The sequence below is a fragment of the Pseudoalteromonas sp. NCIMB 1079 genome (assembly GCF_040567695.1).
Taxonomy (GTDB): Bacteria; Pseudomonadota; Gammaproteobacteria; order Enterobacterales; family Alteromonadaceae; genus Pseudoalteromonas; species Pseudoalteromonas distincta.
In genome coordinates this window covers 759,595-785,508 of the sequence record NZ_JBEWZA010000001.1, presented here as the reverse complement: position 1 = coordinate 785,508, position 25,914 = coordinate 759,595, and the positions used below count along the sequence as shown (strand labels likewise).

General features: G+C 39.8%; 25 protein-coding genes. 15 read left to right on the top strand and 10 right to left on the bottom strand.

Annotation, left to right across the window (positions count from 1 at the left end; genetic code table 11):
• The first annotated feature begins 68 nt into the window (after positions 1-68).
• Positions 69-1,745, top strand: a complete 1,677-nt coding sequence (gene pilB / locus ABX891_RS03665) for a type IV-A pilus assembly ATPase PilB (RefSeq protein ID WP_354628930.1) — start codon at positions 69-71, stop codon at positions 1,743-1,745.
• A gap of 114 nt (positions 1,746-1,859) precedes the next feature.
• Complete coding sequence (yacG, locus tag ABX891_RS03660; protein WP_354628929.1) at positions 1,860-2,090, top strand: DNA gyrase inhibitor YacG; 231 nt, start codon at positions 1,860-1,862, stop codon at positions 2,088-2,090.
• Between the two features lie 74 nt (positions 2,091-2,164).
• On the opposite strand, the gene ABX891_RS03655 is transcribed toward yacG, so the two are convergent.
• Complete coding sequence (locus ABX891_RS03655) at positions 2,165-2,653, bottom strand: Spy/CpxP family protein refolding chaperone (protein ID WP_354628928.1); 489 nt, start codon at positions 2,651-2,653, stop codon at positions 2,165-2,167.
• Positions 2,654-2,830: 177 nt separating this feature from the next.
• On the opposite strand from ABX891_RS03655, the gene ABX891_RS03650 reads away from it, so the two are divergent.
• From ABX891_RS03650 to ABX891_RS03640, 3 genes are read left to right on the top strand one after another with little or no spacing between them, the layout of a single operon-like run.
• Complete coding sequence (locus tag ABX891_RS03650) at positions 2,831-3,520, top strand: response regulator (protein WP_024600142.1); 690 nt, start codon at positions 2,831-2,833, stop codon at positions 3,518-3,520.
• Positions 3,498-4,913 (top strand): ATP-binding protein, encoded by a 1,416-nt coding sequence (locus ABX891_RS03645; protein WP_354628927.1) that lies wholly within the window; start codon positions 3,498-3,500, stop codon positions 4,911-4,913. The genes ABX891_RS03650 and ABX891_RS03645 overlap by 23 nt, the downstream gene beginning before the upstream one ends.
• Before the next feature lie 3 nt (positions 4,914-4,916).
• On the top strand, positions 4,917-5,864 hold the full coding sequence (locus tag ABX891_RS03640; protein ID WP_354628926.1) for an alpha/beta fold hydrolase: 948 nt from the start codon (positions 4,917-4,919) through the stop codon (positions 5,862-5,864).
• Here ABX891_RS03640 and ABX891_RS03635 read toward each other — a convergent pair.
• The gene (locus ABX891_RS03635; protein WP_502936042.1) at positions 5,827-6,741 is read right to left on the bottom strand and encodes a cation diffusion facilitator family transporter; all 915 of its coding nucleotides are present in this window, start codon (positions 6,739-6,741) and stop codon (positions 5,827-5,829) included. The two genes, ABX891_RS03640 and ABX891_RS03635, sit on opposite strands and share 38 nt — an antisense overlap.
• Positions 6,742-6,850: 109 nt before the next feature.
• Between ABX891_RS03635 and trmL the strand changes: the two genes are divergently transcribed.
• Entirely contained in the window at positions 6,851-7,315 is a 465-nt protein-coding gene (trmL, locus tag ABX891_RS03630) for a tRNA (uridine(34)/cytosine(34)/5-carboxymethylaminomethyluridine(34)-2'-O)-methyltransferase TrmL (RefSeq protein ID WP_002957780.1), read from the top strand.
• A gap of 68 nt (positions 7,316-7,383) precedes the next feature.
• Here trmL and gpsA read toward each other — a convergent pair whose 3' ends face one another.
• The 4 genes from gpsA to ABX891_RS03610 are packed head-to-tail and all read right to left on the bottom strand — an operon-like array spanning position 7,384 to position 9,635.
• Positions 7,384-8,391, bottom strand: a complete 1,008-nt coding sequence (gene gpsA, locus ABX891_RS03625; RefSeq protein WP_024597561.1) for an NAD(P)H-dependent glycerol-3-phosphate dehydrogenase — start codon at positions 8,389-8,391, stop codon at positions 7,384-7,386.
• A gap of 3 nt (positions 8,392-8,394) precedes the next feature.
• Positions 8,395-8,880, bottom strand: a complete 486-nt coding sequence (gene secB, locus ABX891_RS03620) for a protein-export chaperone SecB (protein WP_342875287.1) — start codon at positions 8,878-8,880, stop codon at positions 8,395-8,397.
• Between the two features lie 34 nt (positions 8,881-8,914).
• The gene (grxC, locus tag ABX891_RS03615; RefSeq protein WP_002957783.1) at positions 8,915-9,172 is read right to left on the bottom strand and encodes a glutaredoxin 3; all 258 of its coding nucleotides are present in this window, start codon (positions 9,170-9,172) and stop codon (positions 8,915-8,917) included.
• 31 nt (positions 9,173-9,203) lie between these two features.
• Complete coding sequence (locus ABX891_RS03610) at positions 9,204-9,635, bottom strand: rhodanese-like domain-containing protein (RefSeq protein ID WP_002957784.1); 432 nt, start codon at positions 9,633-9,635, stop codon at positions 9,204-9,206.
• A gap of 338 nt (positions 9,636-9,973) precedes the next feature.
• On the opposite strand from ABX891_RS03610, the gene gpmM reads away from it, so the two are divergent.
• Genes gpmM through ABX891_RS03590 form a run of 4 tightly spaced genes read left to right on the top strand, consistent with a single transcriptional unit; the run spans position 9,974 to position 14,773 of the window.
• Positions 9,974-11,518, top strand: coding sequence for a 2,3-bisphosphoglycerate-independent phosphoglycerate mutase (gpmM, locus tag ABX891_RS03605; protein ID WP_039488258.1), 1,545 nt, complete (start codon positions 9,974-9,976; stop codon positions 11,516-11,518).
• A 3-nt stretch (positions 11,519-11,521) separates the two neighbouring features.
• Positions 11,522-12,661 carry a murein hydrolase activator EnvC family protein gene (locus tag ABX891_RS03600; protein ID WP_354628925.1) on the top strand — a complete coding sequence of 380 codons (1,140 nt, stop codon included), beginning with the start codon at positions 11,522-11,524 and terminating at the stop codon, positions 12,659-12,661.
• A 34-nt stretch (positions 12,662-12,695) separates the two neighbouring features.
• Entirely contained in the window at positions 12,696-13,961 is a 1,266-nt protein-coding gene (locus tag ABX891_RS03595) for a S41 family peptidase (protein WP_354628924.1), read from the top strand.
• Positions 13,962-14,011: 50 nt separating this feature from the next.
• Positions 14,012-14,773, top strand: coding sequence for a divergent polysaccharide deacetylase family protein (locus ABX891_RS03590; protein ID WP_354628923.1), 762 nt, complete (start codon positions 14,012-14,014; stop codon positions 14,771-14,773).
• A gap of 344 nt (positions 14,774-15,117) precedes the next feature.
• Here ABX891_RS03590 and rpoH read toward each other — a convergent pair whose 3' ends face one another.
• From rpoH to ftsY, 4 genes are all read right to left on the bottom strand, one after another.
• Entirely contained in the window at positions 15,118-15,981 is an 864-nt protein-coding gene (gene rpoH / locus ABX891_RS03585; RefSeq protein WP_002957791.1) for an RNA polymerase sigma factor RpoH, read from the bottom strand.
• A 314-nt stretch (positions 15,982-16,295) separates the two neighbouring features.
• Positions 16,296-17,282, bottom strand: coding sequence for a permease-like cell division protein FtsX (ftsX, locus tag ABX891_RS03580; RefSeq protein WP_165744576.1), 987 nt, complete (start codon positions 17,280-17,282; stop codon positions 16,296-16,298).
• A complete protein-coding gene (gene ftsE / locus ABX891_RS03575) occupies positions 17,279-17,956 on the bottom strand; it encodes a cell division ATP-binding protein FtsE (RefSeq protein ID WP_002957793.1) in 678 nt (225 codons plus the stop codon). Before ftsE ends, ftsX begins: the two co-directional genes overlap by 4 nt.
• A gap of 87 nt (positions 17,957-18,043) precedes the next feature.
• A complete protein-coding gene (ftsY, locus tag ABX891_RS03570) occupies positions 18,044-20,020 on the bottom strand; it encodes a signal recognition particle-docking protein FtsY (RefSeq protein WP_354628922.1) in 1,977 nt (658 codons plus the stop codon).
• Between the two features lie 207 nt (positions 20,021-20,227).
• On the opposite strand from ftsY, the gene rsmD reads away from it, so the two are divergent.
• The 5 genes from rsmD (at position 20,228) to rpoD (ending at position 25,896) form a co-directional block, all read left to right on the top strand.
• The gene (rsmD, locus tag ABX891_RS03565) at positions 20,228-20,833 is read left to right on the top strand and encodes a 16S rRNA (guanine(966)-N(2))-methyltransferase RsmD (RefSeq protein WP_165744710.1); all 606 of its coding nucleotides are present in this window, start codon (positions 20,228-20,230) and stop codon (positions 20,831-20,833) included.
• A gap of 145 nt (positions 20,834-20,978) precedes the next feature.
• Complete coding sequence (rpsU, locus tag ABX891_RS03560) at positions 20,979-21,194, top strand: 30S ribosomal protein S21 (protein WP_002957797.1); 216 nt, start codon at positions 20,979-20,981, stop codon at positions 21,192-21,194.
• 19 nt (positions 21,195-21,213) lie between these two features.
• Positions 21,214-21,660: a GatB/YqeY domain-containing protein gene (locus ABX891_RS03555; RefSeq protein ID WP_354628921.1), complete on the top strand. Its 447-nt coding sequence runs from the start codon at positions 21,214-21,216 to the stop codon at positions 21,658-21,660.
• A gap of 243 nt (positions 21,661-21,903) precedes the next feature.
• A complete protein-coding gene (dnaG, locus tag ABX891_RS03550) occupies positions 21,904-23,655 on the top strand; it encodes a DNA primase (protein WP_165744708.1) in 1,752 nt (583 codons plus the stop codon).
• A 390-nt stretch (positions 23,656-24,045) separates the two neighbouring features.
• Positions 24,046-25,896, top strand: a complete 1,851-nt coding sequence (gene rpoD / locus ABX891_RS03545; RefSeq protein WP_002957800.1) for an RNA polymerase sigma factor RpoD — start codon at positions 24,046-24,048, stop codon at positions 25,894-25,896.
• Positions 25,897-25,914 lie beyond the last annotated feature (18 nt).

Below are 25,914 nucleotides of genomic sequence, written 5' to 3'. Positions count from 1 at the left end.
AAGGAGATGTAATCCCCTTCTTTTTTCTGATAAATTGCTAACTATTGAAGGAATAAAACAGGTGCGCAATGAATATTAACTCACCGTTATTGAGAAAATTTATAACCCTTGGCCGCATTGATGCCGACACGGTTAAAAACAAACAAAATGAATTTGCCTCAACAGCTGAGCTTATTTCTAAATGTGGAAAAATCGATAGTAAAGATTTAGCTGAACAATGTATTGATTTGTTTCGCGTACCTTATTTTGATTTAAAAGACTTTGATCTTACAAAAATCCCGGCCGATCTCGTAAAAGAAAAACTCATACGTAAACATCACATTTTGCCGCTTGTTCAAAAAGATCGAAAAGTTTATATAGCAGCATCAGACCCAACAGATTACGGCGCATTCGAAAACTTTGAGTTTAGTACCGGTCTTTCATGCGAAATTGTTGTTGTTGATTATATTCAACTCGATAACAAAATTGAGCAGTTACTAGATGCCACTGGTAGCTTAAATCTAACTGATGACGAGTTTCAAGAATTTGCTGATTTAGACTCAGAAAGCCAAAGAGATACAGCACCACAAGATGACGATAAAGATGATGCGCCTATCATCGTTTACATCAACAAAATTTTAATGGATGCCATTAAAAAAGGGGCGTCTGATTTACACTTTGAACCGTATGAGCACAAGTACCGTATTCGTTTTCGTATTGACGGCATTTTGCATGAAGTGGCAAGCCCACCTAATACATTAGCAACCAAGCTTTCTGCGCGCATTAAGGTTATGTCGAGACTCGATATCGCCGAAAAACGTAAACCACAGGATGGCCGTATAAAACTAAAAATTACTGAACGCAAAAGTATCGACTTTCGTGTAAGTACCATGCCTACCTTGTGGGGCGAAAAAATAGTAATGCGTATCCTTGATTCATCAAGCGCTATGTTAGGCATTGATGTATTAGGCTATGAGCCTGAGCAGAAAAAATTGTATATGGATGCGCTTGCCCAGCCTCAAGGGATGATACTTGTAACAGGGCCAACGGGTTCTGGTAAAACAGTATCGCTATACACAGGTTTAAATATATTAAACCAGCCTGAGCGTAATATTAGTACTGCGGAAGATCCGGTTGAGATTAACCTTGAAGGTGTAAACCAAGTACAAATTAATATTAAAGCCGATATGACTTTTGCCAACGCATTGCGTGCATTTTTACGTCAAGATCCTGATGTAGTTATGGTAGGTGAAATACGTGACCTAGAAACCGCAGAAATATCAATAAAAGCGGCGCAAACAGGTCACTTGGTTTTATCAACATTGCATACAAACTCAGCACCAGAAACAATCACCCGTTTATTAAATATGGGTGTGCCGGCTTATAACGTAGCAAGTTCGATCAGCTTAATAATAGCCCAACGCTTAGCACGTCGTTTGTGCCCCAAGTGTAAAACGCCGGAACAACTTCCGAGTGAAGAACTGACTCGCCAGGGGTTTAGTTCCGAGCAAATTGAAGAAATGACATTATATACACCTAAAGGGTGTGATAGCTGTACCGATGGTTATAAAGGCCGAGTGGGTATTTACGAAGTAATGCAAATTACCCCTGAAATTGCCCAAATTATTATGCGCGGTGGTAACTCGCTTGAAATAGCAGATGTATCACTTAAAGCCGGATTTAATAATTTACGTTTATCGGGTTTACGCAAAGCAGCCGATGGTCTTACATCCCTTGGTGAAATTAATCGCGTGACTAATTTTTAAAGGTCCATAGTAAAAGTGACAAGGTTCTGAACACTAAACTCAGAGCCTTACTTATACCTAGAGACTCATATCTAAGTAATGTAAAATGCAGAAAAAGATTGTAAAGAGTAAATTATGCCTACTGTTGTAAACTGCCCGACCTGCAAAACTAAAGTTGAATGGTCAGAGCAAAGCCCATTTCGCCCTTTTTGCTCCAAGCGCTGTCAGCTAATTGATTTGGGTGAATGGTCGTTTGAAAATAATAAAATTTCTGCGCCAATCACCTCAGCAGAAGAGTTTAGCCAATACATGATTGAAGATATTGAAGCTATGCTGGCTAAAAATGAAGATGACTTTTTTAAGTAAACGCTGAATTTTTCATTTAAAAGCACAAAAGCCAGCGCGATGCTGGCTTTTTAGTGTTCAATATAATTGAACGATTAGTCTTTTTGCTTACGATGCTTTTTATTCATACGCTTTTGCATTTTAGCAAACTTCTCTTTTTGCTCAGCGTTGAGAACTTGCATTACTTGGTGCTGCGTTTTTAGTTTAATTAAACCAAATTGCTCACCTTTTTCGCGGCGTTCGTTTAATAGCTCTTTAGCTGCATTTTCGTCAAATGTTGCCGCCGAAAGTAACGCATCCATTTTTGCTTTGTGCGCTTCACGCATTGCTTTACGGGCTTCTTTATCGTCGCCGCGCAATGCTTTCATTTGTGTTTTTTGTGCTTCAAAAATAGCTTTTAGCTTAGTTTGCTGCTCATCTGTTAGGTTTAATTTTTCAACGCCGCGCTCAGAAAGTAAAAAACGAGCTTGAGAATGGCCTTGCTTATGTCCGTCGCCTTTAGCTAACACGCTACCAGCACCAAGCGTTGCTGTTGCTAAGCCACAGATAAGTACTAATTTTGAAAGTGTGTTTACTTTAGTCATAATCATTACCTTAATATTGAATTGGTTGGTTGAGCGATTGTGGCTGCTAAGCCAGTGAGTTAACTATACCTAACTCAACGCAAAGTAACGCAAAGCAGTGTAAAGGTTGTGTAAAGATTCACCTTTGCACTATTTAGCGGGTAAAATAACGCTATAAACAACTCTAAGGGTTTGTAAATGAAACTATTAATGATTGATGACGATACGGGCCTTTGTGAGCTATTAAGTGAATATTTAACTGCTCAAGGCTTTGAAATACAAAGCGTACACGACGGTGAGCAGGGCCTTAAACTAGCACAAGCAAACGACTACGCACTTATACTGCTTGATGTAATGCTACCAACGCTTGATGGCTTTGAAGTACTCAAACAACTTAGGCAAACAAAGCTCACCCCTGTAATAATGCTTACTGCAAAAGGTGAAGACTTTGACCGTATTTTTGGTTTAGAGCTAGGCGCTGACGATTATATTCCAAAGCCTTTTAATCATCGTGAATTACTAGCCCGCGTAAAAGCGATAACACGCCGTATAGAGCACATTAATAGCTTAAATGCAGCTACAACGAGTAAGTTACTCGTTAATGGTATTACTGTTAACCTTGCAGCGCGAGAGGCCTCAATAGACAGCTCTACACTAACCCTTACCGGTACAGAGTACGAAATACTCACGCTATTGTGTAAAAATGCAGGCGAAGTTGTTAGTAAAGAGCAAATTAGCGAAGAAGTGCTAGGCAGGCGTTTAGCTTCTTTTGATCGCTCTATCGATATGCATGTAAGTAATATCCGTAAAAAAATTGCGGAGCATATTCCAGGCGAGCGAATTAAAACAATGCGAGGTACAGGTTATGTCTTTATCCAAGGCGAATAAAAGCACTTATTTTGCTTGGTTAAAGCACCCTGGGCACTACCTATTTTTTAAAATATTTATTTGGTTTTGGTTAACTATAATCGGCACCGTTGCAGCGCTTATATTTTTAAGTAACATTACCGCTATTAACGCGGTAACTAACAAGCCGCTTTATGGCCCTATGAAAAAAAACTTAATATATACCGCCAAAAGTATTGAGCGCACTGCTATTAAACATAAGCGCAGCCTAAGCGATGTATTAGTACACCCTCGCCTATCAAAGCGTAAACTTTTATACTTAAGCGCAGCTCAAAGCGAAGACTCCCTTAGTAGTAAAGAGGTGCCAGAGAGCATCGACTTAAGTTTATTAAACTTTACTCAAAATATGTCACCACAAATTATTTTTACTGAAAAATATCAAGCCTTCGGCCCTGTTAACATAAACGTGCCTGAAGGGAGTTTTTATCTTTATGAAATAGATATTAACCATCAACCGCCGCTATTAATGCGCTTTAAGCTTATGCCTAATTGGATGAAAATAGTCATCGCAATTGTTGCCTCTCTTATTTTAAGCTTTGTATTTAGCCGTAACTTAATAGCCCCTATAAATAGTCTTAAAAAAGCAGCTATTAAACTATCAGCGGGCAACCTAAGCGCAAGAGCCGACATTTCTGTAAACCGAAAAGATGAGCTGGGAATACTTGGGCGAGACTTTAACAGCATGGCCAATCAGCTAGAGCTTTTAATTAGTTCACAAAAACGCTTATTAGCCGACATATCACATGAGTTACGCTCGCCCCTTACGCGTTTAAAAATGGCTACCGGTCTTGCGCAAATGCAAGCTAACGACGCTAGCCAGTCGTATTTATTACGCATAGAAAAAGAAGCAAACCAACTTGATAAGATGATTGCCGACGTGCTGCAAGTTTCTCGCTTAGAAGCAAAAAGCCAAGCGCTTTCACTGCAAAAACAATCATTACAAATAATTGTAGATCACGTTATTAACGATGCGCAGTTTGAAGCAAAACAAAATAATAAGCAGCTTAATATAGTGGGCGCTGTAGACGTAAATATTAATTGCGACGAAACACTTATTGCCAGTGCGCTTGAAAATCTACTTCGTAACGCTATTAAATACGCAAACAATACAATTAGCATTACTCTAAAGCACACAGATGCCATTTATATAGAAATATGTGATGATGGCTCTGGTGTGCCCGATGATCAACTGAGCAAGCTTTGTGAGCCCTTTTTTAGGCAATCAGATGCGCGGGATCGCGTAAGTGGCGGTACGGGTTTAGGGCTGGCGATTGCAAAAAATGCTATTACTGCGCATGGCGGCAGTTTAGTATTATCAAATAAAGAACTAGGTGGCTTGTGTGCTAATATAACCTTGCCATTAATAAAAGAGTAAAGCATGTTTTATAGTTCAGAAGCCCAGCTTGAGAGCAACCAAGAGGCCATTAATGTTTTTTATACTGAAAATTTAATTAAAAGCTACTTAGATACGCCATCAGGAAAGCTATTTTACGCATACGCAATACCTAAAAACGCGACAACCGCAATAGTAGTAAGTACAGGGCGTATTGAAGGCCTAGAAAAATATAAAGAACTGCTATGGGAGCTGTATTGTAATAATTTTGCTGTGTTTATTATGGATCATCAAGGTCAAGGCCGCTCTTACAGGCACCTTAAAAATAAACATAAAGGCTTTGTAAAACATTATAATAACTACAGCAGTGACCTAAATAACTTTGATCAGCAAATAGTTTCAAAACATTGGCAAGGTAAAAAAGTCATGCTGGCTCATTCAATGGGTGGCGCCATTGCTATTGATTATTTAGCAAAATTTGAAAATAGCTATAAAGGCGTGTTTTTGTCTGCCCCTATGTTTGATATTTTTACAAAAGACGTACCAAAAATACCAACGAAGTTTATTGTTAAATTAGCCACTTTACTTGGTTTACACTCTTGCTATGCATTTGGACAAGGCAACTACAACCCGATCCCATTTACCGAAAACGTACTTACTAGCAGCGAGAAGCGTTACACTTACTTTAGGCAAACCTATAAATTAGAACCTAACATACAATTAGGTGGCGTTACGTTTGGCTGGCTAGCAGCTACAATATCGTTTTTAAAGTCTATTGATAACCTAAACGTACCAATCCCTTTGTTTATAGCAAGTGCAGCTAGCGATACAGTGGTAAACAACGAAGCACAGTACGGTCTTGCAAAAAGGCATGCTCATGCAACGATTGAGAGTTTTGAAGGCGCTAAACACGAGCTACTTTTTGAACGTGACGAAATTCGAAAGCCGCTATTAACTAACTTTTATCAATTTTGTGAGTCGGTGACGGCTTAACAAGTACTGACAAGGGGTCGAGGTGGATCAGTATATCTACCTCAGACTCAAAACGTTCTTTGAGCATTGCCTCTACTTCATCAGCCACATTGTGCGCGCGAATCAAGCTTAAATGATCATCAAGCTCTAAGTGCATTTGAATAAACTTAACTTTTCCGCCTTGGCGAGTACGAATATCATGCACGCCATGCACATCAGCATGGGCTCTGGCTATATCAAATATGCTTTGTTTTTCATCATCAGGGAGCTCTTTATCCATTAAATGATCGGCACTATCGCGAGCTATATCCCAACTGTTATAAAGTAAGTAACCCGCTACACCTATTGCAAAAATAGGATCTGCATACAACACGCCATAATAAGCTAACAAAATAGCTAACAGCACAGCAGCGTTTAATATTAAATCGCCTTTGTAATGTACTGAGTCGGCTTTTATAGCAATTGAATCGGTATACTTAACCACTTTATTTTGTACAAATACAATGACGAGCGTACACACAATAGCAAAAATACTTACCCACACACCTAATAAAGAATGGCTTAACTGTATAGGGTTAAATAATCGCTCAATACCATGAAAAGCAAGTAGGCAACCTGAGCCTGCAATAAATGCGGCTTGGCCTAGTCCTGCAAGTGCTTCAGCTTTTCCGTGCCCAAACCTATGGTCATCATCCGCTGGGCGCAGTGCGTAACCCAACACTAAAAAGCTCATAGCGGTGGCAGTAATATCCATTAACGAATCAGTTAACGAGCCAAGCATTGAAGCCGAGCTAGAGGCCAGCCAGGCCCATGTTTTTGCGCCGATCATTAAACTAACCATGACCATGGTAACAATGCTGGAAGTTTTAACCCAAAATTCGTAGCTACGGTTATGCACGCGTGTACCCATTAATCACTGTATTGAATGTGTTGAGTATATCATTTTTTTAAAAGGTTTCGTGTATACTGCCCTTCGTCAAACTACAGATTATTTTATAAGGCTCATTATGCTGGATATTGTTTTATACCAACCTGAAATACCGCCTAACACAGGTAATATTATTCGCCTATGTGCCAATACTGGCTATGCATTACATTTAATTGAGCCGTTAGGTTTTGAATGGGACGATAAACGCGTGAAACGTGCGGGCCTTGATTACCATGAATTTAGCCATGTTCAACGCCATGCCTCATTTGAGGACTACCTTGAAAAATGCAAACCTAAAAAAGTGTATGCCTGTACAACAAAAGGCAGTCAATTTCATCATGAAGCAAGTTACGAAGCTGGCGACTGCTTGGTATTTGGTCCTGAAACACGCGGCCTGCCTGATGAAATGATTCAAGCATTACCAAACGATCAGCGTGTACGTATTCCTATGCAAGCAAATAGCCGTAGTATGAACCTTTCAAATGCAGTCGCCGTGTTTGTCTACGAGTCGTGGCGTCAGTTGGGCTTCCCTAACGCCCAGTAAATATAATCCGTTAGGCAATAAAAAACCGACATAATGTCGGTTTTTTATTTAAGGCCTAGCTCAAGCGCTTATTCAGCGCGTTGTTCTCGTCCTAAAAGAGCCATAGCAGCTTCTTTCATGTCTTTATTTTCATAAAGTACTTTATAAATTTGCTCAGTGATTGGCATTTCTACGCCAGCACGCTGCGCTAGTAAATACACTTCTTTAGTATTTCTAAAGCCTTCAACTACTTGGCCAATAGACTCAATAGCAGCATCAACACTCTCGCCTTTACCTAACGCCAAACCAAACCGACGATTACGTGATTGGTTATCTGTACAGGTTAGTATTAAATCACCAAGGCCTGCCATTCCCATAAAGGTTTCTGGCTTAGCACCCAGAGCACAACCTAAACGAGTGAGCTCTGCAAGGCCTCGGGTAATGAGCGCGGTACGCGCATTAGCACCAAAACCTACACCGTCCGAAATACCGGCACCAATTGCAATTACATTTTTAACCGCACCACCGAGCTGTATACCAATAAAGTCATCATTGTTATACACACGGAATGAGCGACCACAATGAAGTAAATCGGCCAGCTGCTGAGCAAATTCAGGTGACGTTGAAGACACTGAAATAGCTGTAGGTGACCCCATCGCCATTTCTTTTGCAAACGTAGGACCCGAAAGTACCGCAAGTGGAATGTCATCACCCAATTCTTGCAAAGCAACTTCTTGTAACAAACGTCCAGTATTAGGCTCAAGCCCTTTAGTTGCCCACGCTACTTTAGCACCCTCTTGCAATGCAGGTTTTATCTGCGCAAGCGTGTCGCCAAAAGCATGGCTTGGCACAACAACAAGTACAATAGCACTGCTAGCAACGGCATGTTGTAAGTTAGCTTCAAGAGTAAGAGTATCTGGGAAAGGAGCATCAGGTAAGTAACGTTGATTTTTCCGCTCAGCTGCAAGCGTGGCAACGTCGTCGCTATTTCTTCCCCAAAGTGTCACCTGGTGACCATTTCGGGCTAAACAAATAGCAAGGGCGGTGCCGTAAGACCCCGCCCCTAATACAGTAACAGCTGTAGTTGCTGTACTCATAAGTTATGCGTCTGCTGAAGCCTGGTCAGCTTGCGCAGTACGTTGTTGCATGTATTGTGCAAATAACGCATCAAAATTAACTGGCGCAAGGTTAAGCTGTGGGAACGTACCACGATTAACAAGGTTTGAAACAGCTTCACGTGCATATGGGAATAATACGTTAGGACAAAATGCACCTAGCATGTGCGCAAGTTGCACTTCTTCAACTTCAGCAATAGTAAAAATACCTGCTTGTTGAATTTCACATAAGAACGCAGTTTCTTCACCAATAGATGCAGTTACAGTTAGCGCTAAAACAACTTCAAATACACCTTCGTCCAACTTGTTTGAGCGTGTATCTAGGTCTAGCTTAACTTCTGGCGTCCATTCTTTTTGAAAGATGGCCGGGGAGTTTGGCGTTTCAAACGATACATCTTTAGTGTAAATACGTTGAATAGTAAATTGTGCGCCGTCTTGTGCAGCGGCCGCGTTTTGATTTTCTTCGTTCATTGTTATTCCTAACTTGTTCGTTATTATAATTAAATTAAGCGTTTAACTTAGCGTCAAGTTTACCTTGCGCTTCAATAGCCATCATGTCGTCGCAGCCACCGATATGTTCATCATTAATAAAAATTTGCGGTACTGTGCTTGCGCCACCTGCTTTGGCAATCATTTCATCGCGTAGTTCAGGCTGTACACCAATATCATAATTAGTGTATTCAACGCCTTTGCTATTTAAAAGCGAAAGAGCACGCTGACAAAATGGACAATACGCCTTGGTGTATAAAACAACATTACTCATAATAAATCCTCTATCGGCCTAGCTAAATTGATTAGCGACCTGTTGTAGTTGGTAAGCTGGCAGATTGCCACGCACCCATGCCACCTGCTAATAAGTAAACTCTTTCAAAACCAGCTTTACTCATAGCGGCTGCAGTACCTTGGGCAGTCATACCTGTAGTACATACAACTATAATGGGTTTAGTCTTGTACTTTTCAAGGCTTGAAAAGTCAGATTTTTTCGCATTCTCTGGGCTCAAATGCTCAGCACCAGAAATACGCCCTGCATTAAACTCTTTTTGCGCACGTATATCGATTACTTGACCGTCATCACGGTTAATAAGTAACGTAAGCTGCTGAGGATTTATTTGACGAACAGCCGAAAGCTTACTCTTTATCCAGCCACTAACAATAAGGAAAACAATACCAACCCAAGCAAGGCTTAAAATGGGATGATTTGTAATAAATTCAATATATTGATCCATTCTACTTCCACTATGAAATTATGTTTTAAAACGTGATGTTTTAATTATTTTGTACTTTAGCCACGCAAGTATACCCAAACCAACCTAAAATGCGAGTTTAGGAGCACTTAGAGACGTTTAAAAAACGATAAAGCCCCCCATATATAGTTAACAGAACTCTGGATAATAAATCTATCTCAAGCAGAGTTCATGTTAGTCAATAAGGTATAAGTAAAAATATTTAATATCTTGTTTTCAATGCTGATCCTAGCTTAAAAACACGGTATGCTAAAACCACGCTAATAAACCTTTTTAGGTGCACAGTATCCATCAACAGATACTAATTTTCAGGAGCTATTATGACAGAGCATAAAAAACCACTGGTATTAATGATTTTAGACGGTTGGGGATACCGCGAAGATACGCAAAGTAATGCTATTCTTGCAGCTAACACACCTGTATTAGACAACTTATGGGCCACCCGCCCACACACATTAATATCTGCTTCGGGTTTAGATGTTGGTCTTCCTGATGGTCAAATGGGTAACTCAGAAGTTGGCCATGTAAACTTAGGTGCAGGGCGCATTGTGTATCAAGATTTTACCCGTATCACCAAAGCAATTAACGATGGCGAGTTTGATTCAACCCCAGCCTTAGTTGAAAACATAGACAAAGCAGTAAGTGCTGGTAAAGCGGTTCACATAATGGGTCTTTTAAGCCCAGGTGGTGTGCATAGCCATGAAGATCATATAGTTGCAAGTATCGAGCTGGCGGCAAAACGTGGTGCTAAAGAAGTCTATTTCCATGCATTTTTAGATGGCCGTGACACACCTCCACGTAGCGCAAAAGCATCAATCGAACGAATTGAAGCGTTATTTAGTAAACTTAAGTGCGGACGTTTAGCATCACTTATTGGCCGTTACTACGCAATGGACAGAGACAACCGTTGGAACCGTGTAGAAAAAGCTTACAACGTAATGACGCTCGCCGAAGGCGACTTTAATTTTGATAATGGTGTTGAAGCACTTAATGCAGCGTACGAGCGCGACGAAAACGACGAGTTTGTAGCAGCTACGACTATTACGCCAACAGGTGCCACTCCGGCTTCAATAAACGATGGCGACACCGTTATTTTTGCTAACTTTAGAGCAGATAGAGCCCGCGAAATTACCCGCGCTTTTGTTGAGCCTGAATTTGATGGTTTTACTAAAAAAAGAACACCAGAGCTTAGCGCATTTGTAATGATGACAGAGTATGCAGCCGATATAGACGCACCTGTTGCATTTGGACCTACACCACTAATAAACGTACTTGGTGAATGGTTTGAAAAAAATAATAAAACACAGCTTCGTATTTCAGAAACCGAAAAATACGCACACGTTACGTTTTTCTTTAGTGGCGGACGTGAAAGCGAATTTAAAGGTGAAACACGCGAGCTAATTCCTTCGCCGCAAGTAGCAACCTACGACCTACAACCTGAAATGAACTCAGAAATGCTAACCGACAAACTAGTAGAAGCAATTAAAAGCGGTAAATACGATGCTATTATTTGTAACTACCCTAATGGCGATATGGTTGGTCACTCAGGTGTATTTGAAGCCGCTGTTAAAGCTTGTGAAGCTGTAGATAGCTGTATCGGACGTGTCGTTGATGCACTAGAAGAGTTTGGTGGTGAAGCACTAATTACAGCCGATCATGGTAATGCTGAGCAAATGGCTGATCTCAAAACAGGCCAAGCACATACTGCCCACACTAGCGAACCGGTGCATTTTATTTATGTTGGTCGTGATGCAGAGCCAATGCAAGGTAAAGCCTTGAGTGATGTAGCCCCAACAATGCTTCACTTAATGGGTATGGAGCAACCAAAAGAAATGACTGGTACGCCTATCATGATGTTGAAATAACACATGAATAAACGTATTAACCGGTTAATTAAGTGCGGTTTGATACTAACTTCATTAGTGGCTGCATCTGCAGTTGCTAATGAAGATCGTACTAAAAAAGACTTATCAGAGGTTCAAAATGCACTTGAGCAAAGCCAAGCTGAATATAACGCCCAAAGAAAAAAAATAGCGTCGCTACAAAAAAATCTAAAAAGCCATGAACTCGATATAGCTAAAAATGCTAAAGCACTTAACATGGCAGAGCAATCTGTAAAAGAGACTAAAACACAGCAAAAAGAGTTACAAAGTAAAGCCGATGAGCTTGATAAAAAGCACACTCAGTTTCAGAAAATTTTAGCCGCGCAACTCAAAAGTGCCTATATGGCCGGTGGCGACGACTACTCTAAAATGCTGTTGAATCAAGAAGACACAGCCAAGTTTGAGCGCACACTTAGCTATTACAATTACTTAAATAAAGCCCGTATTGAACAAATCGAAGATCTAAAAGATCTTCAACAGCAAATAGTACAAAACCAAAAAGAGCTCGTTAAAACACAAGAAAAACTAGCGCTTTTATTTGATGAACAAAAAAGGCGTCAAACTGCATTACTTAATGCACAAAGTGAACGCCAAGCTAATCTTAAAAACTTACAAGCTCAGCTTAGCAGCACTAAAAGCTCAATAAATTATTTAAAAGAAAACCAACAAACTTTAGTAACAACGATTAAAGAGCTCGAAAAAGAAAAAACACAAAAAATAGAATTACTTGGCCTAAATAAGAGCAAGGGAAAATTAGACTGGCCGAGCAAAGGCAAGTTAGAGCACACATTCGGCCAACGTAAGCATGGTGGTATTGATTGGAAAGGCGTATTAATTGGTGCAAAAGAAGGCACTAATATTAATAGCGTGCACAACGGGCAAGTTGTATTTGCCGATTGGCTAAAAGGTTATGGATGGGTAATTGTTGTAGACCATGGTGAAGGTTTTATGAGCCTATATGGCCACGCTCAAACGCTACTAAGAGATGTAGGGGATATGGTACGTGAAGGCGAAATCCTCGCTTTGGTAGGCCAAAGCGGCGGACAGGCAAGTTCTGGTCTATACTTTGAAATACGCCACAAAGGACGCGCAGTAAATCCTGTAAAATGGTGCAAACGTATTTAATTAGATAAATCGCTGCACCGCCCTGGAGCAGCTGATGACAACTAAAAAACACACAATAAATACCGTTCATAAAAAAAGTGCAGACTTTTATATAAGTCTGTACTTACTTGTATTACTAACCCTAATTACCTTTACTAGTAATGCACTAGCAAGCTCAATTAAAGATCTTAAAAGACAACAAATAGACGAAATACTCTTTAACATTCATACCTATTACGTTGAAGATCTCACCTTACAAAATAGCCACCATATTAAATATAACAACCAGCAGTTTGAGCGTTTATATTCAAAACTCGACTCCTATTCTAAGTACTTAAATGAGTATGAATTAACCTCATTATTTGATAACACAAATGGTCGTTACACAGGTATTGGTATAGAAGTTAAGAACATAGACGAGAATATGACTATTGTTAACGTGGTTAATAATTCGCCCGCAAAAGCAGCAGGTATTTTACCAGGCGATATTATTGTAAGTGTAAACAACAACGCAGCCCAAAACCGTACTATCGACGAAGTAGCAACACTAATAAGAGACAGTGAATTTTCGAATATAGATATAATTGTAAATCGCGATAACAATAATAACCCACTCACTTTTCATGTCACACGTCGCCAAATAAACCTCGAAAGTGTAACAAGCGAACGTTTAGATTTTGGAACTGGCTACATAGCTATCAATAACTTCTCTAACCACACATTACATGAAGTTGCACTACAAGTTGCCGCCCTGCAAAGCCATTTTGGCTACCCACTTAAAGGCTTAGTAATTGATTTACGTGATAACCCAGGGGGGACATTACAAAGCGCAGTGGCGGTATCAGACCTATTTTTACAAAGTGGCACTATAGTGACGACTAAAGGACGTTTTTACGATGCTAACCAAGCATTTTATGCAAAGCGTGGAGACATTCTAAAAAATGCGCCCATAGTTGTGCTTATAAACGAAAATTCAGCCTCTGCAGCCGAAATACTTGCAGCAGCACTTAAAGATAATAAACGAGCAACCATTGTTGGCAGCCAATCTTTTGGGAAAGGCTCTGTACAATCACTCATTCCACTCGGTGATGGCAATACCGCATTAAAGCTCACCACAGCGAAATACTTCACACCGTTAGGTAAATCGATTGATGGAATAGGAATAACCCCAGATGTGGCGGTTAATCAAACAAACCTTTCACAAAGTAATAAAGCCGTTATAATAAAAAATGAACACACTAACAATAATGCGCAATTACTTACTGGTAATCTAACCGATTTACAGTTGGTTAAAGCCAAACAATTACTTAGCATGCAATAGCTTGTATAAGCTGTATAAATAAAGCTAAAAAGATAATAAAAACTATAAACGTGAAAATAATAAAATGGCTAACATTAGTTATTTGTTTTAGCTCTGCAACAATTAGCGCCAAGCAAATAGCAATAGTGATAGACGATATAGGCTATCATCAACGGGACTTAGAGTTCCTTTCCTTACCTGGGCAATTGTCGTATTCAATTTTGCCCCATACCCCTTATTCGCAAATTTTTGCAACACTTGCCAGTCAATCAAATAAAGAGTTATTGCTTCATGTACCTATGCAAGCACTTAACGGTAAAGAACTAGGGCCTGGTGCGCTTACTTTAAATATGAATAAAGAGCAGCTTCAGCAAACTCTTGGAACCGCTCTCGCTAGTTTACCGCAAGTTAAAGGCGTTAATAACCACATGGGCTCAGCGCTTACGCAAAAAAGCCAAGCTATGAACTGGACAATGGAAGTACTTAAAAAGCGTCATTTATATTTTTTAGATAGTCGCACAACCGATTTGAGCCAGGCACAAAATGCCGCTAACTTTTTGGGTGTTGCTAATATTAGTCGCCAAGTGTTTTTAGACAACATAACTACACCAGAACAACTGCAACTAAGGCTTGAAGAGTTAAAACAATTAGCCATTTCCCATAGCTTTGCCATTGCAATTGCTCATCCCTACCCTGAAACCATCGAATTTTTACGCCATGCCTTACCAGAGCTAACTAAGCAAGGTTTTGAACTCGTACCGGTTTCGCAATTAGTTGAACGTAAGTACATTCAGTTAGCGCATGCTGAGGGAAAAGGAGTGAGTGCTCGGTAATATAAGCTTTAAATAATGCTATATCCGAATAATAAACTAATACCAATTCGCTTAATTAAGTGGTCTATTTTAAGGGCGGAAAAACGTGTTAATAGCTAGGCAAAAAATTCGCTATTTAGTTGCTCTAAATGAGAATTTTTTAACGCAGGTAGCGACACGTTTAGCCCCGTAAAATCATTAAGTATTATTGCGGATTGGTATAACCATTCAATAATGCAGAATATCGGTATTACTTAATTAGATATTTTATCGTTGGGTTTCGCTTCGCTCAAACCAACCTACTCAAAAGCAAAAAGCCCCGCATTTTCATGCAGGGCTTTTTAAATTTTGCTGCTTGAGCAATATTAGCTCATAGCGCTTTGTAATTTTTTCATCGCTGTTTTTTCAAGCTGACGAACACGCTCAGCAGATACACTGTACTTTTGTGCAAGCTCCTGAAGGGTTGCTTTATCATCAGACAACCAACGCGCGCTAACAATATCTTGTGAACGTTCATCTAGTGTTTTAAGTGCGCTAAATAAACGAGTATGCGCTTGCTCTTTCCACTGCTCTTGTTCAACGTCGTCAGCTAAGTCAGCTGCGCCATCTGTTAAATACTGTACTGGAGAGTATGTACTTGTTGGTGCATCGTCGTTATCGTCACCAGTTAGGTCAAAGCCCATGTCTTGGCCGCTCATGCGCGATTCCATTTCACGTACTTCTTTTTCGCTCACACCTAGCTCGCTAGCAACAGTGCTAACCTCAGCTTGGTTGAACCAGCCTAAACGCTTTTTGTTTTTACGAAGATTAAAAAACAATTTACGTTGCGCTTTAGTGGTTGCAACTTTAACTATGCGCCAGTTTTTAAGAACAAACTCGTGAATTTCGGCTTTAATCCAATGCACTGCAAACGACACTAAACGTACACCCACTGTAGGGTCAAAACGTTTAACCGCTTTCATCAGGCCTATATTACCTTCTTGAATAAGGTCAGCTTGTGGTAAGCCGTATCCCGAGTAGCTTTTAGCAATATGTGCTACAAAGCGTAAATGCGACATAATGAGTTGCTTGGCAGCACTAAGATCGCCTTCTTCCTGAAGTCTTTTAGCAAGTTCTTGCTCTTGTTCAACTTTAAGCATAGGAATAGTGCTTACCGCTTGAAGGTAACCGTCCATGCTTGCGCTTTGTTGTCCGACTGTAAGTGCCATTGCGTATAAATCTTTACTCATTTTTCACCTCGGTGATAAACATTTTAAACTATCTTAGCACTCTTTCTCTAAGAGTGCTAACCCCAATTTAAAACTTTTTAAAAGTATAAATCAAGCAGTTTTTAGTATGTGTTTAGTCTACTACAAGCGACTGAATAAGTGATGAATTGAGGGATTGCAGCCAATTAACCTAACCGCATCACCTTATTTACAACTCATTACTTTATGGGAGGATAGTACACAAATATGACAGTTTTAATAACGGGAGGTACAACCCAGTCCGATACGTTACGCATATCAAGCTGGGTTGGTTCACTTATAGTTTGCAGGGGTTTTTATACTTTATCGGGTTCTATTTCTTTAATATATCGATTTACAGAAAGGTACGATCCTACAAATCCTAAGCTTGTTGCTAGTAACACTAAAAAGCCGAGTTCATTAAGCGATAATCCTATTAACGAAAAACTTGTTTGATACACCCCCGCCACACTGCTCACTGCGCTTGAAAGCCACCACATCATCAAACCTACGCATATGAAGGCAAACAAACCACCTATTACACCATACCAAATACCGGTCCACAAAAATGGGGCATGTATAAAGGTGTTCGTTGCGCCTACTAGCTTCATTACTTGTATTTCTTCTTTTTTATCCATGATCGACAAACGAATGGTGTTACCAATAATAAGTGTCACTGAGGTAAGTAGTAATAATGCGATGGTTATTACACTTTCTTTAAGTAAATCTAGTAATGCATTTAAACGCTCTAACCAGGCTATATCGAGCTTACCAAAATCAACTTCACGTTCACTTTCTAATTTAGTTAGCAGTACTTTAGCGGCATTTGGGTGTCTGTGACGTTTTGTTGGAGTAACGAGCACCACATCCGGTAATGGATTTTTATCTAAATACTCCAAAGCTTGCCCAAAGCCAGATACGTCTTTAAATTCAGTTAATGCCTGTTGTTTTGAAATAAACTCAACACTTTCCACTTCTGGGTAAAGTGCTAAACGCTTTACTAATGTTTGCGTTTCTTGCTCGTTCATACTTTCTTTAACGAACAGCGATATTTCACTCGCCTCTTCAAAGCCACTACTCACTTGCTGTACGTTTTTAACGACTAAGTAAAGTGTTGCAGGTAACGTTAGGCTCAAACCAAGTACAGCGATAGTCATCATAGATGCAAGCGGCGTGCGCCACATTTCACCTAAGCTATGCACACCTTGGCGAAAAATATTAATAATAAAAAAATAACTGCCAGCTAATACTGATTTTTTTTGCTTGTCATTACTATTTTGGCGACCTTTAAAAAGTAAACTCATAGTGCCCCCTCAGCAAGCGGGTCTTGAAGCATACGGCCATCTTTTAAGGTTAAGCTACGATACTTCATACGTGCAACCAAACCCAAATCATGCGTTGCGATAAGAACAGTGGTACCGTGTTTATTAAAGTCTTCAAACAACTTGAGTATTTCCATTGAAAGCTCTGGGTCAAGATTACCTGTTGGTTCATCAGCTAGTAAAATTGGTGGGGAGTTTACAATAGCTCTGGCAATACCAACACGTTGTTGCTCGCCTCCAGATAGCATTGAAGGATGACATTTCACTTTGTCAATTAGGCCTACCTTGTCAAGCGCGCCATGGACCCGTTTAGCTATTTGCTTATGGTGAGTCCCCTCAATAATGAGAGGTAATGCCACGTTATCAAAAATAGTATAGCGCTCTAATAACCTATGGTTTTGAAAAATAATACCTATATCACGACGAGCATAAGGAATTTGACGCGAGTTTACTTTGTTTAAATCAACACCGTTGATAAATACACTACCTGCTGAAGGACGTTCCATTAAGCTAATTAACTTAAGCAACGTACTTTTACCCGCACCACTGTGGCCAGTTAAAAAGGCAAGTTCACCCGGTTTAATATGAAAATTAACTTTTTCGAGGGCGCGGTGCCCTCCAGGATAGGTCTTACTTACTTGCTGAAAATTTATCATTTTTTTATTATGCCAACTCCATTAACACATTAATGAAATTAGTATTCCTCGCAATTAAAAAGGGAGCTAGCTCCCTTTTTTGGTAAATTAAACGTCGTCCTCATCTTGGCTAAATAACGCATCAATAAAATCATCGCTTTTAAAAGCGCGTAAATCATCAATACCTTCACCAACACCAATGTAACGAATTGGAATATTAAACTTATCTGCAACCGCAAAAATAACACCACCCTTTGCAGTTCCATCAAGTTTTGAAAGCGTAATACCAGTTAAACCAACACATTGATTAAACAGGTTTACTTGGCTAATTGCATTTTGCCCTGTGCCTGCATCGATAGTTAGCATCACTTCGTGCGGCGCATCAGGATCAATCTTTTTCATTACACGAGCTATTTTTTCAAGCTCTTGCATTAAATTATCTTTATTTTGCAAGCGCCCAGCTGTATCAGCAATTAACACATCTATATTACGTGCTTTAGCCGCTTGGAATGCATCAAACACAACTGATGCACTATCTGCACCTGTATGCTGTGCAATAACGGGAATGCTGTTACGTTCACCCCAAACCTGAAGCTGCTCAACAGCTGCCGCTCTAAACGTATCACCAGCAGCCAGCATAACCGACTTACCTTCGTTTTGAAATTGCTTAGCCATTTTACCAATAGTCGTTGTTTTACCAACACCATTTACGCCTACCATTAAAATAACAAACGGCTTTTTATCTTCGCTTATGACTAAAGGCTGTTCTGCCGTTTTAAGCATCGCAGCCATTTCTTGTTTCATTAACTCATAAAGCGCATCACCATCTTTTAACTGTTTACGGTTCGCTGCATCAGTTAAACGATCAATCAACTTCATGGTAGTATCAACGCCTAAATCGGCGGTGAGTAATTGAGTTTCAAGATCTTCAAATAATTCGTCGTCTATTTTTTTTCCACTAAAAATAGACGCAAAACCAGAACCTATATTAACGCGAGTCTTTAACAAGCCTTTTTTAAGGCGAGAGAAAAACCCTTCTTTTTTTGGCTTTTCGGCTTTTTTAGCTTCTTCAATTGCAAGTTCTGCTGTGATACGTTCTTGTTCTAAACGCTCATTTTCTGCTTCTTCAGCTGTAAGGCGTTCTTGCTCTAAGCGTTCATTCTCTGCTTTTTCAGCTGCAAGGCGTTCTTGTTCTAAACGCTCATTTTCTACTTCTTCAGCTGCAATACGTTCTTGCTCTAAACGCTCATTTTCTGCTTGTTCAGCTGCAAGGCGTTCTTGCTCTAATCGTTCATTCTCTGCTTGTTCAGCTGCAAGGCGTTCTTGCTCTAAACGTTCATTTTCTGCTTTTTCAGCTGCAAGGCGTTCTTGCTCTAAACGTTCATTTTCTGCTTTTTCAGCTGCAATACGTACTTGCTCTAAGCGCTCATTTTCTGCTTTTTCAGCCGCAATGCGTTCTTGCTCTAAAAGCATCTGCGCTTCTTGTTCTGCTAAGCGCTTCGCTTGCTCTTGCCTTTGAGCTTCAGCATCTGCTTGTTCTTTTGCTAATAACTCAGCATTCGCTTGCTCTATTGCAAGCTTTTCGGCTTTGATTGCCTCATCTTGTTTTTCAAGGCGTATTTGCTCTAGTCGCTCAGCCTCTACTTTTTCTGCCGCTAATCGTTCTTGCTCTAAGCGCATCTCTTTTTCTTGATCGGCTAAACGTTGCGCATGTTCTTGTCTTTGCACCTCGGCATCTGCTTGCTGTTTTGCAAGCAATTCAGCATTGGCCTGCTCAATGGCAATCTTTTCCGCGTTTTCAGCACGCTGGCGTTCTTGTTCTAAACGCTCTGTTTCAGCCTCTGCTTTTAACCGTTCAGCTTCAGCTTGCTCCTGCGCTAGTTTTTCTTGCTCTAAGCGCTCTGTTTCAGCCTTAGCTTTTATACGTTCAGCTTCAGCTTGCTGCGCTAGTTTTTCTTGCTCTAGCTTCTGCGCCTCTTCTTGCGCTAATACTTGTTGTTTATCAGCTGCTGCTTTTTGCTCTGCTTCTTTTTTATCTGACTTGCCAAAACCGAGCCACGACATGAATTTACTTTTTTTTGTCATACTTGCTAATAACCACTTATAAAAATCTGATAAACTAAAATTTGAAATAGCTTGGCAATGCCCAGCAATAGTTGCTAATAAATACAACCATTCAAAACGTAAGTGTTCAATAGTAACACTTTTAATGCGGTTGAAAAATGAAGCTACACGTAATCGCCCATAATATTATCTGAGCTAGATACCATATACCATTTTTTAGTGAGCTAAATGAGAAAAAAAACAACGCAAAATAAAGCTACTAACAAGCCCAGTGATGGCTTTATTAGAGTGATTAGTGGTCAGTTTCGAGGCCGTAAACTCCCTGTTAAAAACGTAGAAGGCTTGAGACCTACTACCGATCGAATTAAAGAAACTGTATTTAATTGGCTAATGCAAGATACGCGTGACGCAAATGTACTTGATTGTTTTGCCGGTTCTGGTGGATTGGGATTTGAAGCGCTATCACGATTTGCTAAAAGCGCTACATTTATCGAGCTCGACTCATTAGCTGCTAAGCAATTAGAACAAAATATTAGCACTTTAAAGCTCGACAACGCATACGTTAAACATACCAATTCGCTCTCCTTTTTAGAGCAAAAAAACACAAACGAAGCCTTTAATCTTGTATTTGTTGACCCACCATTTCGCAAAGATTTAGCGCAAACAACCTGCGATTTATTAGAAAAAAACCAATGGTTAAGCAACGACGCATTAATTTATGTTGAAGTAGAGGCAGAGCTAGCTACCTTGGAAACGCCAACCAACTGGTTGTTAATTAAAGAAAAAAAGGCGGGGCAAGTACTTTGCCAACTGTACCAGCGCCAAGCAAATTAATACTGTTTAACGTAATGCGTTTCTGTTAATATTGTCCTTTACATGTGGTGTTGCTTCGGATTACAATACCGCACCATTTTTGAACCACTTGATCAATGTTTGATCAACTTGAGCAACGCTCATAATTTAGGTAGGTGAATTTTTAATGCCAGTAATTAAAGTAAGAGAGAACGAACCGTTTGACGTAGCACTTCGTCGCTTCAAGCGTTCATGTGAAAAAGCAGGAATCCTTTCAGAAGTTCGTCGTCGCGAGCACTATGAAAAACCAACAGCTGAGCGTAAGCGTAAAAAAGCTGCTGCAGTTAAACGTCACATGAAAAAACTTTCTCGTGATAACGCTCGTCGCGTTAAATTATACTAATATATTAGGTCTTGTATAAATGAGCCTTTTAATAACGCTAAAAGATGCGCAAAAAGATGCGATGAGAGCTAAAGACAAGCAACGTCTTAACCCTATTCGTATGGTACTTGCTGCAATCAAGCAACGTGAAATTGACGAGCAAATAACACTAGACGACGCAGGTATTACCTCCGTTATAGTGAAGCTTGTTAAACAACGTCGTGACTCTTACACTCAGTACAAAGATGCTGGGCGTGATGATTTAGCTGATATTGAAGCCAATGAAATAGTAGCGCTTGAAACTTTTTTACCTCAACAATTGAGTGAAGAAGAAATAATTGCTCTCATTGACGCGGCTATTGCTGATACTAATGCAGCAGGTATGCAAGACATGGGTAAAGTAATGGGTATAATCAAAAGCAAAGCTGAAGGTCGAGCCGATTTGGGTAAGATTTCTGGTTTAATTAAGCAACGATTAACTGCCTAATACTCCCACATACATTAAAGTATGATTGAAGTAAACCGAGCCTAGCGCTCGGTTTCTTTGTTTTTAACTTTAATAAAAAGTACACCGATTAGGTTACTTTAAAATGAAATTTTTTATAGCTTCCCTATTTATTTCGCTGTCATTTTGGTAAGTTAAAGCACACTATATTTTGCATCAAGCAAGTATAAAAAGTAAATTTCATATTCGTTCTTCTTCTTATTATTTCAGGACTGTATTTTACTAATGGCCGGAAAGATCCCACGTAACTTTATAGACGATTTACTTGCCAGAACCGATATTGTCGACCTGATAGACTCAAAAGTAGGTCTAAAAAAAGCAGGTAAGGATTATCAAGCTTGCTGCCCATTTCATAACGAAAAATCTCCCTCATTTACTGTATCGCAAGACAAACAGTTTTATCACTGCTTTGGGTGTGGCGCTAATGGTAATGCAATTTCGTTTGTAATGGAGTACGAAAAGCTAGAGTTTGTAGATGCTATTGAAGAAATAGCTAGCATGCTTAACTTAGAAGTACCTCGAGAACAAGGCGCAAACTCAGCACCAGAGCGTACGGCTGCGCAAAAGCGCTCCGATTACGACTTAATGCTTCATACTGCTCGCTTTTATCAGCACCAATTAAAACACCATAGTAATTCTGCTGCTGTTATTGAGTATGTTAAAGGCCGTGGTTTAAGCGGTGAAACTGTTAAAAAATTTATGATTGGCTACGCTCCTAGCGAATGGGATGGGCTATGCCTACAGCTTGGTCGTAATAAAGAACAAAAAGAGCAATTGGTTGAGCTAAAGCTAGCTTCAGAAAAAACACCAGGCAGACAATTTGATTTTTTCCGCGATCGCCTAATGTTCCCTATTCGCGATAAACGCGGACGCGTTATTGCATTTGGTGGGCGTGTAATGCAAGCCGACCAAGGGCCAAAATATCTAAACTCGCCAGAAACCCGAATTTTCCATAAAGGCTTTGAGCTTTATGGGCTTTACGAAGCAAAGCAAGCCCATAAAAAACTTGATCATGTAATGATTGTTGAAGGTTATATGGATGTTGTTGCCTTAGCTGAACAAGGGATTGAATATGCAGTTGCATCACTGGGGACAGCAACAACAAGCGAGCACATGCACACTTTATTTAGAACTACTGATAAAGTAATCTGTTGTTACGATGGCGACAGGGCTGGCCGTGACGCTGCTTGGCGGGCACTTGAAAATGCACTCCCTTATTTAAACGATGGTAAAGCACTACAATTTGCATTTTTACCAGATGGCGAAGACCCTGACTCGCTTGTACAAAAAGAAGGTAAGGAGCAATTCGAATTGCGCCTAAGCCAAGCAGATGACTTTACCAAAGTATTGTTTAATAAATTAAGCCAAGAGGTTGATTTAACACTCGATTCAGGAAAAGCTAAACTTCTTAGTGCAGCACTTCCACTAATTGAAAAAATTCCAAGTGAGTTTTATCAAGAAAACATTCTTGAACAATTAGGACGCTTAATTGGCAGAACGCGTGAGCAGTTGAATAGCCGTTTAAAAACGCCTAAACAACAACACTCTATTGAACGTAAATTTAAAATAACACCTATGCGCCAAGCTATCGGTATATTGATCCAGCACCCTAATTTAGCTAAAAGTGTGCCGTATTTACCTGAGCTTGCACAAATGAACATTGCTGGCATAGGGCTGTTATTACGATTACAAGAACAAGCTTTAGAAAAAGAAAATGTGACCACTGCGCAACTGCTCGAGTTTTTTCGAGGAACTGAAGATTACGAGCCATTAATCAAGCTTGCAACGTGGCAACATGAAATAAATGAAGAACGTTTAGAGACGGTTTTTAAAAATACTTTCAAGTTTATTGAAGATCAGTGTTTAAATTATCGACTCGAGACCCTATTAATAAAGGACAAGACGCAAGGCCTTAGTAGCGATGAAAGGCTTGAGTGTCATTTGTTAATGACAGCGTTAAAAGCGACTAACAGCTAGGGTCTGTTTATCTTTCGAGGTTAAGTTTACAGCAGTGTGTTTGGTATTTAGGCAAGACAGAGCCTATGTAGTGTGGTTATTCCACATAAATAGGCGATAACGCAGCATAAATGCCAAACACGCGCTGCCCTTTGGGTTCGACCCAAGGGAGGTTTATTCTTTGTTGCTCGGTTTTTACTTAGCCCACTAGGTTACAAACCTCGCGCCGCGATTAAACCACCCTTGGATAGAACAAACTTTAATCCTGAAAGACCAACAGACCCTAGTCAAAATTGATTTAAACTGTTATACTGTGCTATTCACTGCGTCACATTATTCTAGTTAGCTTTAATGCAAACTACATGATGGCGCCTGTTGTATCAACTTATCAGAGTGGAAGAAACAATCTCTATGGATCCAACTCCTCAGTCACAATTAAAACTTCTGATTCAGAAAGGTAAAGAGCAAGGCTACTTAACTTTTGCAGAAGTAAATGATCACCTTCCACAAGACATTATAGACTCAGATCAAGTAGAAGATATCATAAGCATGATTAATGACATGGGTATCAAGGTTAGCGAAAACGCGCCTGATGCTGATGAATTAATGATGCAAGAAACAACGACAGACGAAGACGCAGCTGAAGCTGCCGCTGCAGCCCTTGCGACTGTAGAAAAAGAAATCGGCCGTACAACAGATCCAGTTCGCATGTACATGCGTGAAATGGGTACTGTTGAACTTCTTACACGTGAAGGCGAAATTGTAATCGCTAAACGTATTGAAGAAGGCATTAATCAAGTACAGATTTCTGTTGCAGAGTACCCTGAAGCAATCACTTACCTACTAGAGCAGTGGGATAAGTTTGAAGCTGAAGAAATGCGTTTAAGCGATATTATCGTTGGCTTTATCGATCCTAATGAAGATACAGCGCCAATTTCAGCAACTAACATCGGTTCAGAATTAAGTGCTAAGCAACTTGAGGACGACGATAAAGATGACAAAGATGATGCTGATAGCGATGATGAAGATGAAGAAGAGATAGACACAGGGCCAGATCCTGAAGAAGCTCGTATTCATTTTGAAAATTTACGTGATTTGTATAATAAAGCACGTGATACGTTTGAAGCTAAAGGTCGTTCGCATCCTGAATCACAAGCAGCCATTTTTGAAATTGGTGAGCTTTTCAGAACATTTAAATTAATACCTAAACAGTTTGACCGCATGGTAAATAACATGCGTGAAATGATGGATCGTGTTCGTGTTCAAGAACGCCTAATCATGAAGCAAGCTGTTCAAATTGCTAAATTACCAAAGAAAACATTCGTTAAGCATTTTGCTAATAACGAAACTGACGCTTCTTGGGTTGATTTAGAAATTTCAGGTAACGAAAAGTATTCAGCTAAACTTGAAGAAGTTAAGCCAGAAATCATTCGTAGCATTAATAAATTATCTGTTATTGAACAAACAACAGGTTTAAGCATTGAGCGTATTAAAGACATCAACCGTCGAATGAGCATAGGTGAAGCGAAAGCACGCCGTGCGAAAAAAGAAATGGTTGAAGCTAACTTACGTCTTGTAATCTCAATTGCTAAAAAATACACAAACCGTGGCTTACAATTCTTAGATTTAATCCAAGAAGGTAACATTGGTCTGATGAAAGCGGTTGATAAGTTTGAATATCGCCGTGGTTATAAGTTCTCTACTTATGCTACGTGGTGGATACGTCAAGCAATAACACGCTCTATTGCTGACCAAGCAAGAACAATCCGTATCCCTGTACATATGATTGAAACGATTAATAAACTTAACCGTATCTCTCGTCAAATGTTACAAGAAATGGGTCGTGAGCCAAATCCAGAAGAATTAGCAGAACGCATGATGATGCCTGAGGATAAAATCCGTAAGGTACTTAAGATTGCTAAAGAGCCAATTTCAATGGAAACACCAATCGGTGATGATGAAGATTCTCACTTAGGTGACTTTATCGAAGATACAACTATTGATTCGCCAATCGATTCGGCAACAATGGAATCTCTTCGTGGCGCAACTAACGATGTACTTGCAGGCTTAACAGCTCGTGAAGCTAAAGTACTACGTATGCGTTTTGGTATTGATATGAATACCGACCACACCTTAGAAGAAGTAGGTAAACAGTTTGACGTAACACGTGAACGTATTCGTCAAATAGAAGCGAAAGCACTGCGTAAATTACGCCACCCTTCTCGCTCAGATTTACTGAAAAGCTTTTTAGACGCTAAATAATTTAGCGCTACTATATAA